Annotated in this window: 12 protein-coding genes; 3 read left to right on the forward strand and 9 right to left on the reverse strand. The window is 71.7% G+C overall.

Annotation, left to right across the window (positions count from 1 at the left end; genetic code table 11):
* Positions 1-68 precede the first annotated feature (68 nt).
* A complete protein-coding gene (locus tag LRS74_RS22105) occupies positions 69-1,358 on the forward strand; it encodes a citrate synthase (protein ID WP_277742631.1) in 1,290 nt (429 codons plus the stop codon).
* Between the two features lie 487 nt (positions 1,359-1,845).
* Here LRS74_RS22105 and LRS74_RS22110 read toward each other — a convergent pair whose 3' ends face one another.
* From LRS74_RS22110 to LRS74_RS22150, 9 genes are all read right to left on the reverse strand, one after another.
* The gene (locus tag LRS74_RS22110) at positions 1,846-4,161 is read right to left on the reverse strand and encodes a heavy metal translocating P-type ATPase (protein WP_277742633.1); all 2,316 of its coding nucleotides are present in this window, start codon (positions 4,159-4,161) and stop codon (positions 1,846-1,848) included.
* 86 nt (positions 4,162-4,247) lie between these two features.
* Entirely contained in the window at positions 4,248-4,481 is a 234-nt protein-coding gene (locus LRS74_RS22115) for a heavy-metal-associated domain-containing protein (RefSeq protein ID WP_144383451.1), read from the reverse strand.
* A gap of 340 nt (positions 4,482-4,821) precedes the next feature.
* On the reverse strand, positions 4,822-5,022 hold the full coding sequence (locus LRS74_RS22120) for a MerR family transcriptional regulator (RefSeq protein ID WP_277742634.1): 201 nt from the start codon (positions 5,020-5,022) through the stop codon (positions 4,822-4,824).
* 296 nt (positions 5,023-5,318) lie between these two features.
* Positions 5,319-6,377: a Gfo/Idh/MocA family oxidoreductase gene (locus tag LRS74_RS22125; protein ID WP_277742635.1), complete on the reverse strand. Its 1,059-nt coding sequence runs from the start codon at positions 6,375-6,377 to the stop codon at positions 5,319-5,321.
* A gap of 35 nt (positions 6,378-6,412) precedes the next feature.
* On the reverse strand, positions 6,413-7,432 hold the full coding sequence (locus LRS74_RS22130; protein WP_277742636.1) for a Gfo/Idh/MocA family oxidoreductase: 1,020 nt from the start codon (positions 7,430-7,432) through the stop codon (positions 6,413-6,415).
* Between the two features lie 81 nt (positions 7,433-7,513).
* Entirely contained in the window at positions 7,514-8,437 is a 924-nt protein-coding gene (locus LRS74_RS22135) for a sugar phosphate isomerase/epimerase (protein WP_277742637.1), read from the reverse strand.
* A gap of 158 nt (positions 8,438-8,595) precedes the next feature.
* A complete protein-coding gene (locus tag LRS74_RS22140) occupies positions 8,596-9,468 on the reverse strand; it encodes an ATP-binding cassette domain-containing protein (RefSeq protein WP_277742638.1) in 873 nt (290 codons plus the stop codon).
* Positions 9,469-9,473: 5 nt separating this feature from the next.
* Positions 9,474-10,547 carry an ABC transporter permease gene (locus LRS74_RS22145; RefSeq protein ID WP_277742639.1) on the reverse strand — a complete coding sequence of 358 codons (1,074 nt, stop codon included), beginning with the start codon at positions 10,545-10,547 and terminating at the stop codon, positions 9,474-9,476.
* Positions 10,548-10,554: 7 nt separating this feature from the next.
* Positions 10,555-11,568, reverse strand: a complete 1,014-nt coding sequence (locus LRS74_RS22150) for a sugar ABC transporter substrate-binding protein (RefSeq protein WP_277742640.1) — start codon at positions 11,566-11,568, stop codon at positions 10,555-10,557.
* A gap of 332 nt (positions 11,569-11,900) precedes the next feature.
* Here LRS74_RS22150 and iolC point away from each other — a divergent pair, with 332 nt between their 5' ends.
* Positions 11,901-12,860 carry a 5-dehydro-2-deoxygluconokinase gene (iolC, locus tag LRS74_RS22155; protein ID WP_277742641.1) on the forward strand — a complete coding sequence of 320 codons (960 nt, stop codon included), beginning with the start codon at positions 11,901-11,903 and terminating at the stop codon, positions 12,858-12,860.
* Between the two features lie 102 nt (positions 12,861-12,962).
* On the forward strand, positions 12,963-13,850 hold the full coding sequence (locus LRS74_RS22160; protein ID WP_144383768.1) for a deoxyribose-phosphate aldolase: 888 nt from the start codon (positions 12,963-12,965) through the stop codon (positions 13,848-13,850).
* The last annotated feature ends 96 nt before the right edge of the window (positions 13,851-13,946 follow it).

Here is a 13,946-nt window from a genome sequence, read left to right on the forward strand (position 1 = left end):
CAAATGGGGGAAGGTAGGGGGAGTCAGGGCACCTCGAAGAAGAGAACCAGACGTCGGTGAGGGATGACGTGAGCGACAACTCTGTAGTACTGCGGTACGGGGACGGCGAATACACCTACCCGGTGGTCGACAGCACCGTCGGCGACAAGGGCTTTGATATCGGCAAGCTTCGCGCCCAGACCGGTCTGGTGACCCTGGACTCCGGTTACGGCAACACCGCAGCGTACAAATCCGCGGTCACCTACCTGGATGGTGAGGCGGGCATTCTGCGCTATCGGGGCTACCCGATCGAGCAGCTGGCCGAGCGCAGCAGCTTCCTTGAGGTCGCTTATCTGCTCATCAACGGCGAGCTGCCGACCGTGGACGAGCTGGCGGTCTTCAAGAACGAGATCACCACGCACACGCTCCTGCACGAGGACGTCAAGCGCTTCTATGACGGCTTCCCGCGGGACGCGCACCCGATGGCGATGCTGTCCTCCGTGGTCAGCGCGCTGTCGACCTTCTACCAGGACAGCCACAACCCGTTCGACGAGCAGCAGCGCAACCTGTCGACCGTCCGGCTGCTGGCCAAGCTGCCGACGATCGCCGCCTACGCGTACAAGAAGTCGGTCGGCCACCCGTTCGTCTACCCGCGTAACGACCTCGGCTACGTCGAGAACTTCCTGCGGATGACCTTCTCGGTCCCGGCCCAGGAGTACGAGCTCGACCCGGTCGTGGTCAACGCGCTCGACAAGCTGCTGATCCTGCACGCCGACCACGAGCAGAACTGTTCCACCTCGACGGTCCGCCTCGTCGGCTCCTCGCAGGCCAACATGTTCGCCTCCGTCTCGGCGGGCATCAGCGCCCTGTGGGGCCCGCTGCACGGCGGCGCCAACCAGAGCGTGCTGGAGATGCTGGAGGGCATCCAGCGGTCCGGCGGCGACGTCGACACCTTCATCCGCAAGGTGAAGAACAAGGAAGACGGCGTGAAGCTCATGGGCTTCGGGCACCGCGTCTACAAGAACTTCGACCCCCGGGCGAAGATCATCAAGGCGGCGGCGCACGACGTCCTCTCGGCGCTCGGCAAGAGCGACGAGCTGCTGGACATCGCGCTCAAGCTGGAAGAGCACGCGCTCGCCGACGACTACTTCGTCTCGCGCAAGCTCTACCCGAACGTGGACTTCTACACCGGTCTCATCTACCGGGCGATGGGCTTCCCGACCGAGATGTTCACCGTGCTCTTCGCGCTCGGCCGGCTCCCCGGCTGGATCGCCCAGTGGCACGAGATGATCAAGGAGCCGGGCTCCCGCATCGGCCGCCCGCGCCAGATCTACACCGGCGTGGTCGAGCGCGACTTCGTCCCGGTCGAGCAGCGCTGACGCCTGCGGCGCGCCCGAGCGAGGTCGGCGGTGATCCGTCGGCCGCGGGCCGTCCGCGGCTGATCGAGCAGTTCCCCGCGCCCCTTCGGGGCGCGGTTCGGTGCCCCGAAACGAAAGCGCCCCGCGCCTAATCCCCCCACGGGTTAGGGCGGGGCGCTTCCCGTTCCCCGGTGCGGATTCCCCCCACGGGATCCGGCCGGGCGTCTGCTGGCCGCAAACAACCAGGGTCGCGACCTGCCGGGACCCGTACGTGCGGGAGGGCCGCTCAAAGCTTCCCGTGTACGTGCCCCGGCTACGCGTAGCCGGAATGCGTCCCCCAAGACGACCCAGCCGCACAGTTAGACTCTCCACTCCCGCCAATGGTTACGTTCAGTTGACTGTGATCTGCGTCTCTTGCCATATGCGCATCTAAAAGGGCAAGAGCCCCGATCTGGAGATCGGGGCTCTGCTGTATGGGTGGTGTGCGGCTTATGGCGGCTCGGTAAAGCTATGTGGACGATGTGAAGGTCCGCAGTCGCAGGCTGTTGGTCACCACGAAGACCGAGGAGAAGGCCATCGTGGCCCCGGCGATCATCGGGTTGAGCATGCCGGCCGCCGCGAGCGGCAGCGCGGCCACGTTGTAGCCGAAGGCCCAGAAGAGGTTGCCCTTGATGGTGCCGAGGGTCTTGCGGGAGAGCCGGATGGCGTCCGCGGCCACCCGCAGGTCGCCCCGGACCAGGGTCAGGTCCCCGGCCTCGATGGCGGCGTCGGTGCCGGTGCCCATCGCCAGCCCCAGGTCGGCGGTGGCCAGCGCGGCCGCGTCGTTGACGCCGTCGCCGACCATGGCGACGGAGTGGCCCTCGGCCTGGAGTCGCTTGACCACGTCGACCTTGTCCTGCGGCAGCACCTCGGCGTAGACCCGCTCGATCCCGACCTCGCGGGCCACCGCCTCCGCGACCAGCGCGTTGTCGCCGGTCAGCAGCACCGGGGTGAGCCCCAGCGCGCGCAGCCGGGCGACGGCCTCGGGGCTGCTCTCCTTGATCGCGTCGGCGACGGTGAGCACACCGCGCGCCGCGCCGTCCCAGGCCACGGCGACCGCCGTGCGGCCCTCCGCCTCCGCGGCGGCCTTGGCCTCGGCCAGCTCCGCGGGCAGCTCGATGGACCACTCGGCCAGCAGCTTCTCGCGACCGACCAGCACCGCGCGCCCCTCGACGACCCCCTGGACGCCGAGGCCGGCGAGGTTCTCGAAGCCCTCGGGGGCGGGCAGGGCGGCCGCGCCGGTGCGCTCCAGGGCGCCGTCGGCGATGGCGCGGGCGATGGGGTGCTCCGAGGCGTGCTCCAGGGCGCCCGCCAGCCGCAGCAGTTCGCTCTCGTCGACCCCGGGGGCGGGGTGCACCCCGTGCAGGCTCATCCGGCCGGTGGTGACCGTGCCGGTCTTGTCCAGGACCACGGTGTCCACGCGGCGGGTGGACTCCAGCACCTCGGGGCCCTTGATCAGGATGCCCAGCTGGGCGCCGCGGCCGGTGCCGACCATCAGCGCGGTCGGGGTGGCCAGGCCCAGCGCACAGGGGCAGGCGATGATCAGAACGGCCACGGCGGCGGTGAAGGCGGCGGCCGCGTCGCCGGTGAGCAGCAGCCAGGTCGCCAGGGTGCCCAGCGCCAGCAGGATGACCACCGGGACGAAGATCCCCGAGATCCGGTCCGCCAGCCGCTGCACCTCCGCCTTGCCGTTCTGGGCGTCCTCCACCAGCCGGGCCATCCGGGACAGCTGGGTGTCGGCGCCGACCCGGGTGGCCTCGACGACCAGCCGCCCCGCGGTGTTCACGGTGGCTCCGGTGACCGCGTCGCCGACCGTCACGTCCACCGGCACCGACTCTCCGGTCAGCATCGAGGCGTCCACGGCGGAGGCGCCCTCGACCACGGTGCCGTCCGTGGCGATCTTCTCCCCGGGGCGGACGACGAAGCGGTCGCCGACCGCCAGCCGGCCGACCGGGATGCGCTCCTCGCGGCCCCCGCGCAGCACGGTGACGTCCTTCGCGCCCAGCTCCATCAGGGCGCGCAGGGCGGCGCCGGCGCGGCGCTTGGAGCGGGCCTCCAGATAGCGGCCGACCAGGATGAGCGCGGTGACCCCGGCCGCCGCCTCCAGGTAGATCGAGGAGGAGCCGTCGGAGCGGGAGACGGTGAGGTCGAAGCCGTGGTTCATGCCGGGCATGCCCGCGTCGCCGAGGAACAGCGCCCAGAGCGACCAGCCGAGCGCGGCGAGGGTGCCCATCGAGATGAGGGTGTCCATGGTGGCCGCGCCATGTCGGGCGTTGGTCCAGGCGGCCTTGTGGAACGGATAGCCGCCCCAGGCCACGACGGGGGCGGCCAGGGTGAGGGACAGCCACTGCCAGTAGTCGAACTGAAGCGCGGGGACCATCGCCAGCAGGACGACGGGCACCGAAAGCGCGACCGTGACGAGCATGCGCTCGCGCAGGGCGGCGAGGTCCTCGGCGCCATGCTCGGCGGCCGCCTCGGCGGGACCCTCCGCGGTGCCCCGCGGGGCCGCCTCGGGCCGCGCGGGCGGGGGCTCCTCGGCGGTGTAGCCGGTCTTGACGACGGTCGCGATCAGATCGGCGACCTCGACGCCGGCGGGGAAGGCGACCTTGGCCTTCTCGGTGGCGAAGTTGACCGTGGCGGTGACGCCGTCCATCCGGTTGAGCTTCTTCTCCACGCGCGCCGCGCAGGAGGCGCAGGTCATGCCGCCGATGGCGAGTTCGACCTGGCTGGTCGGCGGTTCCGCGACGGTGGGGTGAGCCGTGGTTTCGGGGGCCGTGCTGGTCATGGGGGTCTCCCGTGGGGTGGGCCGGGTCGTGCGGCGGCTGTATGAGCAGGGCGGCACGACCCGGCGGGGTAAGGCTGCGGGGTCGGTCAGACCCGGCCGACGAGCTCGTAGCCGGCCTCGTCCACGGCGGCGCGGACGGCCTCCTCGTCCAGCGCGGCGGCCGAGACCACGGTGACCTCGCCGGTGGCGGCGACGGCCTTGACCGAGCTGACGCCGGCGATGGCGGAGATCTCTTCGGAGACGGCGCCCTCGCAGTGCCCGCAGGTCATTCCCGTCACCTTGAAGACGGTGGTCACGGCGGTGTTGGCCTCGGAGGTCATGGTTGCTCCTGTAGGGGTGTGTATACGGCTGTGCGCGGGGAGGTCGGCGATGTGCCGGTGGCCTCCCCACCTCCACAACTGTATACCCCTAGGGGGTATCGCGCACCCCTTCTTCTTGGCCATGTCTTCGACGTATGTCCGTGCGATCCGGTGCCGGGTGCGCGAGTGTGCGGCGCGCTCGCGGCGGCGGGCGACGGGGACCGGGCCGCCGGTGGCGGCGGCGAGGCCGAGCCGGACCCGCGCCGCCGCCTGCGCCGTCGCGCCCCCCCGCAACGCGAACGGGCCCCGCGCCTCGTGGTGAGGTGCGGGACCCGTTCGGGGGAGAGCGGCTCTGGCGGGGTCAGGGATCGCGGCGGGGGCGGTTGCCCGGCCGGCGGGTGACCCAGGCGCGGATGGTGTCGGCGAACCAGTACGGCTTCCCGCCCTCCACCAGGTCCGGCGACGGCAGCAGCCCGTGCTTGCGGTACGAGCGCACGGTGTCGGGCCGCACGCCGATGTGCGCGGCGATCTCCCGGTACGACCAGAGTCTGCGGTCGGTCATGTCTCGCGCCTTCCTGCAGGGCCGCGGCGGACGGCTCAGGCGAGAACCGTCGGGGGTCGCCGCGGCGCGACCGTTGGTGGTCACTCAGCGTGCCCGTTCCGCCTCGCGGCCCGGCCGGTGCGAGGCGGGTGTGGAAGGGCTGTGGCGCAAGGGGCACGGAAGTGTGACGTCTGTGACGGAACAGTGACGCTCCGCGACGGCGTGGCGTGTTGTCGAGGGACACCGGCCGCCCCCGTCCGGCCGGTGCCCCCGCCGGCCGGGTGGCCCGGCCGGCGGCCTCCTCCGCGCGTCCGCGATCAGGGCGCGGGCGCGGCCGCCTCGGTCAGCGCGGCCATGCGCTCGGTCATCTCGCTCAACCGCACCGGGCGGTGCTCCAGCCGGGAGAGCTCGCACGCCTCCGCGACCAGCAGCGCGTTCAGCGCCTGCTCGCCGGAGCAGGGGTTGGGGGCGTCCCCGCGCGCCGCCGCCACGAACGCGGCCAGCTCGGCCCGGTAGGCGTCCTCGAACCGCTCCAGGAAGCCGGTCCAGGGCCGGGCCGGGGCGCCCGGCCCGCCCGGCTCGGCGGAGGTGAACGGCGTCCGGGCGTCCAGCCCGACCACATGGCTGTCGCGCTCGCCGGAGAGCTCCATCCGCACGTCGTAGCCGGCGCCGTTGTAGCGGGTGGCGGTGGCCGTGACCAGGGTGTCGTCGTCCAGGGTGAGCAGCGCGGCCGCGGTGTCCACATCACCCGCGTCGCGGAAGAAGGCGGCGCCCCCGTTGGCGCCGGTGGCGAAGACCTCCACCACCTCACGGCCGGTGAGCCAGCGCACCGCGTCGAAGTCGTGCACCAGGCAGTCCCGGATCAGCCCGCCGGAGTGCGGCAGGAACTCCGGGGGCGGCGGCGCCGCGTCCGAGGTGACGGCCCGGATGGTGTGCACCCGCCCCAGCTTCCCGGAGGCGTACGCCTCCTTCGCCGCCCGGTAGCCGGCGTCGAAGCGGCGCTGGAAGCCCATCTGGAGCAGCGTCCCGGCCGTCGCCACCTCACGCAGCGCCCGCACCGTGCCCGCCAGATCCAGCGAGATGGGCTTCTCGCAGTAGGCGGGCAGCCCGGCGCGGGCCGCGCGGGTGATCAGGTCGGCGTGCGAGGCGGTGGCGGTGGCGATCGCCACGGCGTCGATTCCGGCGTCGAAGACCGCGTCCACCGACTCCGCGGCCGTGACCCGGTCGCCGAAGCGGTCGTTCAGGGCGGCGGCGAGCGCGGCGGCCCGTCCGGGGTCCACATCGCCGATCACCAGGTGGTCGACGCCGTCGGTGGCGGCGAGGGCGGCGGCGTGGAAGGAGCCGATGCGCCCCGCACCGAGAAATCCGATACGCATGGGGTTCCTGTCTGGGTGGAGGGGGTCGAGGGGGCTCAGCGGTAGAGGGCGGGGCGCTCGATCAGCTCGACGGCCACCCGCTCGCCGGTGGCCTGGGCGCGCACCCCGGCCTCGCAGACGGCGGCCGCGGCGTAGCCGTCCCAGCAACCGGGGCCCTCGACCTCGCCGCGCCGGGTGGCGTCCACCCAGGCCTGCACCTGCCGGTCGTAGGCGTCCTCGAAGCGCTCCACGAAGCCGGGGGCGATCTCGCCGCCCCAGCGGCCGGCGCTGTTCACGAACACCCCGTGATCGTCGCCGATCCGGGCGGTGCCGCGCTCGCAGACCGCCTCGCAGCTCACCTGGTAGCCGAAGCCGCAGTTGAGGAAGAGCTCGGTGTCGACGAGCTGCCCGGCGGCGGTCTCGAAGAGCGCGAACTGCGGGTCGTCCAGCCCCTCGGGGGCGTGCGAGGTGGCGGCCGGGCGCACCATCCGCACCGAGGTGATCTCGGTGTCCAGCAGCCAGCGGGTCACGTCGATCTCGTGCACCAGGGAGTCGTTGACGACCATCGCGTTGCTGAAGCCGGGCGGGGTGTCGGCGTTGCGGTGCTTGTTGTGGAGCATCAGCGTGCGGCCGTAGGCCCCGGCGTCCAGCAGCCGCTTGAGCCGCGCGTAGTCGGCGTCGTAGCGACGCATGAAGCCGACCTGCACCCGCCGGTGGCCCAGCCGCTGCTCGGCCTCCAGCACCCGCAGCGCGGAGGCGGCGTCCGGGGTGAGCGGCTTCTCGCACAGCACCGGCAGGTCGTGCCGGAAGGCGGCCAGCAGCGCGGCCTCGTGGGCCGGCCCCGGGCTGGCGATCAGCACGGCGTCCACCTCGGGGGCGGCCATCGCGGCCTCCGGGTCGGTGTGGGCCGTGCAGCCCTCGATGGAGTCCGCGAGGGCCTTCACCCGTTCCGCGTCGATGTCCACGACGGCCGCGACGCGGGCGCCGCTGATGACGTCGTTGATGCGGCGCACGTGGTCGGCGCCCATGCGGCCGGTGCCGATGACGGCCACGCCGAGGGTTCCCTGTCGGCTCATCTGGGTCTCTCCTTGCTCCGCGCCGGGGGTCGGTCGGTACGGAAGTAGCGCTGTACGAGTTCGCTGGGGGCGGCGGCCGGGTCAGGCGCCGCAGCCGCGCAGGAAGCGGCGGGTGCGCTGGGCGATCGGGAAGGGCTGGTCGGGCGGGCAGGGATACATGTCCTGCTCGACGATGGCGAACAGGTCCACGCCGAGGTTCTGCGCCGCGGCCAGCACCGGCTCCAGCGCGGGCACGCCCTTCGGCGGCTCGCACATCACGCCCTGTCGCACCGCGGGCCCGAACGGCGTGCCGTCGGCGACGACGCCGGCGAGGATCTCCGGGTCGACCTGCTTGAGGTGCAGATAGCCGATGCGCTCGCCGTAGGTCTCGATCAGCTTGACGCTGTCGCCGCCGCAGTAGGCGTAGTGGCCGGTGTCCAGGCACAGGTTGACCAGGTCGGAGTCGGTCGCGTCGAGGAAGCGCTCGACGTGCTCCTCGGTGTCGATGTGGGTGTCGGCGTGCGGGTGCACCACGATGTCCAGCCCGAAGCGCTCGCGCACCTCGCGGCCCAGCCGCTCCATGCCGCTCGCCAGGTGCTTCCACTGCTCCACGGTGAGCTCGGGGTTCTCCAGGATCTCGGCGGTCTTGTCGTCCCGCCAGAAGGAGGGGATGACCACGAGGTGCCCCGCGTCCATGGCCTGGGTGAGCTCGGCGACCTCCGAGACGTGTGCCCAGGTCTTCTCCCAGACCTCCGGGCCGTGGTGCAGCGAGGTGAAGATCGTGCCGGCCGAGACCTGGAGCCGGCGGCGGGCCAGCTCGCGGCGGAGGTGGGCCGGGTCGGTGGGCAGGTAGCCGTACGGCCCCAGCTCGATCCACGCGTAGCCCGCCTCGGCGACCTCGTCCAGGAAGCGCTGCCAGGGGACCTGCAGCGGGTCGTCGGGGAACCACACCCCCCAGGAGTCGGGGGCCGAGCCGACCCGGATGCGGTCCAGCGCGGGGGTGGGGGCGGGGGTGGGGGCTGTCATGGCTGGGGCTCCTCTCACCGGTCGACGGTGACCGGGGATGACCGGAGAAGACGGGCGCTCTCTGCGGCAGCTTCACCGGCCGGGTGGGCGGCCGTCAAGGGCAGGTCAGGACATACGGACGTCAGGTCAGATGGTGGGCGGGCGCGCGGGGCGCCCCGTCAGGAGGCCGGGGCGGTGACGGCCTCCGGGAGCTCGTCGACGTCGACCCCGCGCACCTGGGCCAGCTCGTGCTTGAGCGCGGCGAGTTCGGCGCCACCGGCCATGTGGTTGGTGAGCTCCTCCAGCGTGACCTCGTCCCGGGCGGCGTTCAGCTCCAGGGCGCCCAGCCGCAGCACCGAGAAGTGGTCGCCGACCATGTAGGCGTGGTGCGGGTTGTGGGTGATGAAGATGACGCCCAGGCCGCGCTCGCGCGCCGCGGCGATGTACTTGAGCACCACGCCGGACTGCTTGACGCCGAGCGCCGCGGTGGGCTCGTCCAGGATCAGCACCCGGGCGCCGAAGTGCACCGCGCGGGCGATGGCGACCGACTGGCGCTGGCCGCCGGAGAGGGTGCCGATGGGCTGGTCGAGGTCGTCCAGGTGGATGCCCATGGCGGACAGCTCCGCGTCGGTGGTCCGCTTCATCGTCTCGATGTCCAGCCGGCGCACCGGCCAGGGGCCGCGGGTCAGCTCCGAGCCGAGGAAGAAGTTCCGCCACACCGGCATCAGTGGGACGGTGGCCAGGTCCTGGTAGACGGTGGCGATGCCGCGGCCGAGCGCGTCGCGCGGGTTGGCCAGCTTCACCGGTTCGCCGTCGACCAGGAACTCTCCCTCGTCGTGCTGGTGCAGCCCGGAGATGATCTTGATCAGGGTGGACTTGCCGGCGCCGTTGTCGCCGAGGACGCAGGTCACCTGGCCCGGCCGGACCGCCAGGTCGATGCCGCGCAGCGCGTGGAAGTTGCCGTAGCGCTTGCCGACGCCCTTGAGCTGGACGATGGGCGCGGCGGTCTCGGGGGTCCGCTCGGTCTCGGTCGGGGAGGTCGTGTCAGTCATGGCGATCACTTCCTGGTGGCCTGGCGGCGCACCCACAGGTTGACGAGCGTCGCGACCAGCAGCATCACGCCGAGGAAGAACTTGAACCAGTCGGGGTTCCAGTTGGCGTAGACGATGCCCTGGTTGACCATGCCGAAGATGAACGCGCCGATGACCGCGCCGATCGCGGAGCCGTAGCCGCCGGTCAGCAGGCAGCCGCCGATCACCGCGGCGATGATGTACAGGAACTCGTTGCCGACGCCCTCGCCGGCCTGCACGGTGTTGTACTCGAAGAGCAGGTGCATGCCGACGAACCAGCCGGCGAAGCCCACCGCCATGAAGAGCGCGATCTTGGTGAAGGTCACCGGGACGCCGACGGCCCGCGCGGAGTCCTGGGAGCCGCCCACGGCGAAGATCCAGTTTCCGAAGCGGGTGCGCAGCAGCACCCAGGTGGCCAGGGCCGCGAAGGCCAGCCACCACAGCACGGTGATCTTCACGTCGACGCCGCCGAGGGAGATCTCCGAGGAGAAGATCTGCTTGGCCGAGTCGAAGCCGTCCATGTCGTTGATGGTGTCGGTGGCGACGTTGCCGGTGAGCAGCTTGGTGATGGCCAGGTTCAGGCCCTGGAGCATCAGAAAGCTGGCGAGGGTGACCAGGAAGCTCGGCAGCCCGGTCTTGACCAGCAGGATGCCGTTGATCGCGCCGACCGCGAGCGAGACCAGCAGGGCGGCGGCGATGCCCACCCAGACGTTCGCGGTGAGCTGGAAGCTGACCATGCTGGCGGTCAGCGCGGAGGCGGTGACCCCCACGCCGGCCGACAGGTCGAACTCGCCGCCGATCATCAGCAGCGACACGGCCAGCGCCATGATGCCCATGGTGGAGGCCTGGTAGAGCACGGTGGCGAAGGAGTCGGCCTGCCGGAAGGAGGGCGCCACGATGAAGAAGAAGGCGTAGACGCCGACGGCGGCGACCAGCGCGCCGATCTCGGGGCGGGCCAGCAGGCGGCGTATCAGCGAGCGGTCGGCGGTGCGCCGTTCGGGGCGGGCGGCCGGGGCCTCGGGCGGCGTGGCGGTGGCCGCCGGTGCGGCAGTCTGCGTCATGGCCGGGTCACCTCGTGCCCTTCGTGGCGAACTTCTCGATCTCGCTCACGTTGTCCTTGTCGACGAAGGCGGGACCGGTGAGGACCGGCTCCTCGCCGCCGCCGCTGAAGTTGCCGTTGTTCTCGTAGAGCCACAGCGCGTCGACGGCCAGGTAGCCCTGGAGGTAGGGCTGCTGGTCGACGGCGAGCTCCACGTCCCCGTCCTTCACCGCGGCCACCAGCTCCTTGTTGAGGTCGAAGGTGGCGACCTTCGCGTCGGACTTGGAGTCGTCGACGGACTTCACCGCGGTCAGCGCGAACGGGGCGCCGAGGGTGACGACGTGGTCGATGCTGTCGTCCTGCTTGAGCTTGGCGGTGATGGTCGACTTCACCGAGGGCATGTCGGTGCCGTTGACGTAGAGGATGTCGGTGTCGCCGTCGAAGGTCTCCTTCACACCGCCGCAGCGGTCCTCCAGGCCGACGTTGCCCTGCTCGTGGATCACACAGATGGTGTGCTCGGCGCCCATGGAGTTGAGCCGCTTGCCGAGCGCCTCGCCGGCGATGGACTCGTCCTGGCCGAAGAACTCCAGCAGGCCCTGGTCCTTCCACTCGCCGAGGCCGGAGTTGAGCCCGGCGACCGGGATGCCGGCCTTGCGGGCCTTGGCGATCGCGCCCTTCATCGCGTCGGGCTTGGCGAGCGTGACCACGATGCCGTCGACCTTCTGGTCCACCGCGTTCTGGACGAGGTTGGCCTGGTTGGCGCCGTTGGGGTCGCTGGAGTACACCAGCTCCACGTTGTCCTTGGCCGCGGCGGTCTTGGCGCCCTTGCGCACGACGTCCCAGAAGGTGTCGCCCGGTGCCGCGTGCGTGATCATCGCGATCTTCATCCGGGGGGTGTTCGCCTTGCCGGCGGAGATGTCGTCGGCGGCGTCCTGGGCCTTCTTCCCGCCCTGACTGCTGCAGCCCGCCGCGAGGAGCAGGCCCACGGCGGTCGTCGCGGCGATGGCGGCCGCCCTGCGGTTTCTGGTGATCTTGAGGTCCATCTGGCCTTGCACCTCTCAAACGTGATCCGGAGCGGGGTCCGGGGTGTTCCGGAGCGGCATCCGGGCGTGATCCGGGGGACATCCGGGGCGTGATCCGGAGGGCGTTGACTCCGGATGAACACGGCCGTTGCAGAACGGGAGCCAACTCCCTGGGGACATGCACTGTCAAGACTTTGTCATGACAACATTTCATCCGGACGTAACGACCCGATAACGCGCCCAGAAGGGTCCGGGGTCTAGACGTCAGAATGTAAGGACAAATTCTTGACAGTGGGTGGCGAGTCCCTCTAGACCTGAGTCTGGAAGTGCCGGGATCCCGCGAAGGGGCACGCATGAGTGAGCCGTTTGACCTGATCACGATGGGCCGGATCGGAGTGGACATCTATCCGCTCCAGACCGGCGTTCCGCTGCCGCAGGTCGAGACGTTCGGGAAGTTCCTGGGCGGCTCGGCCACCAATGTGGCGGTGGCCGCCGCCCGCCTCGGTCGCCGCACCGCGGTCGTCAGCCGCACCGGGGCCGACCCCTTCGGCACCTACGTCCACCAGGCGCTGCGCGAGTTCGGCGTGGACGACCGCTGGGTGACGCCGGTCGCCGAGTACCCCACCCCGGTCACCTTCTGCGAGATCTTCCCGCCCGACGACTTCCCGCTCTACTTCTACCGCCGGCCCAAGGCCCCCGACCTGGAGATCCACCCCGGCGAGCTGGACCTCGACGCGGTCCGGGACGCCCGCATCTTCTGGATGACCGGCACCGGGCTCTGTGAGGAGCCCAGCCGCACCGCCACCCTGGCCGCACTGGAGGCCCGGGCGAAGGCCGGGGTCGCCACCGTCTTCGACCTCGACTGGCGGCCCATGTTCTGGGCCGAGGACACCGGACCTGAGCAGGCCCGCGCCCTCTACGCCCGGGCGCTGCGGCACGCCACCGTCGCCGTCGGCAACCTCGACGAGTGCGAGATCGCCACCGGCGTACGGGAGCCCGGGGCCTGCGCCCAGGCGCTGCTGGACGCGGGCGTGGAGCTCGCCGTCGTCAAACAGGGCCCCAAGGGCGTGCTCGCGGTGCACCGCGACGGCACCGTCGCCGAGGTCCCCCCGGTCCCCGTCGAGGTCGTCAACGGGCTCGGCGCCGGCGACGCGTTCGGCGGCTCGCTCTGCCATGGCCTGCTCGCCGGCTGGGAGCTGGAGCGGATCATGCGCCACGCCAACGCCGCCGGGGCCATCGTCGCCTCCCGCCTCGCCTGCTCCTCCGCGATGCCCACCGAGGCCGAGGTCGAGGCCCTCCTGGCGGGTGGCTGACGCCGCGGCGGCCCGGCCGCCCGGGCGGGGCGCGCCGCGCTCGGCCCGCCCCCTCCCGTACCCCTGTCCCATCGCGAAGGCGAGGAGCCTCCCTTGAGCCCCGTGAGCATCAGCATCTCCGACCTCGTGAAGGTGCGGACCCAGCACCCCGAGGCCATCGCCGAGGCGGCCGCCCGCCGCGCCCGGCGCCCCCTCGTCGGGGCCAGCGGCCGGCTGATGATCGTCGCAGCCGACCATCCGGCGCGCGGCGCGCTGGCCGTCGGCGGCCAGCGCCTGGCCATGGCCAACCGGATCGACCTGCTGGAGCGCCTGTGCCTGGCGCTGTCCCGGCCCGGCGTCGACGGAGTGCTGGCCACCGCGGACATCCTCGAAGACCTGCTGCTGCTGGGCGCCCTGGAGGGCAAGGTGGTGATGGGCTCGATGAACCGCGGCGGGCTGGCCGGCGCCTCCTTCGAGCTCGACGACCGCTTCACCGGCCACCGCCCGCGCGACCTCGCCCGCCTGAACTTCGACGCCGGCAAGCTGCTGCTGCGCATCGACTACCAGGACCCGGGCTCACTCAGCACCCTGGAGTCCACCGCCCGCGCCATCGACGAGATGGCCGAGCACCGACTGCCGGTCTTCGTCGAGCCGTTCATCTCCCGGCGGATCGACGGCAGGGTCGCCAACGACCTGAGCGCCGAGGCCGTCACCCGCTCCATCGCCATCGCCTCCGGGCTGGCCGGCACCTCCGCGTACACCTGGCTGAAGGTGCCGGTCACCGACAACGCCGACGAGATGGCCGCCGTCATGGAGACCTCCACCCTGCCCGCGGTGCTCCTCGGCGGCGACGTCAGCGGCTCCGCCGCGGCCCAGGAGGAGGCGTACGAGCGATGGCGCAAGGCGCTGCGGCTGCCCACCGTCCAGGGGCTGGTCGTCGGGCGCTCGCTGCTCTACCCGGCGGAGGGCGGCGTCGAGGCGGCCGTGGACACGGCAGTCGGCCTCCTCTAGGTGGCTGTGATGGGCCGTCGATCGTCTGCGGGCTCGTCGGGGCTGGTCGCGCAGTTCCCCGCGCCCCTTCGGGGCGCTGCCGAACCGCAGCCGATT

Origin of the sequence: Streptomyces sp. LX-29 (genome assembly GCF_029541745.1) — a bacterium.
Classification (GTDB): Bacteria; Actinomycetota; Actinomycetes; order Streptomycetales; family Streptomycetaceae; genus Streptomyces.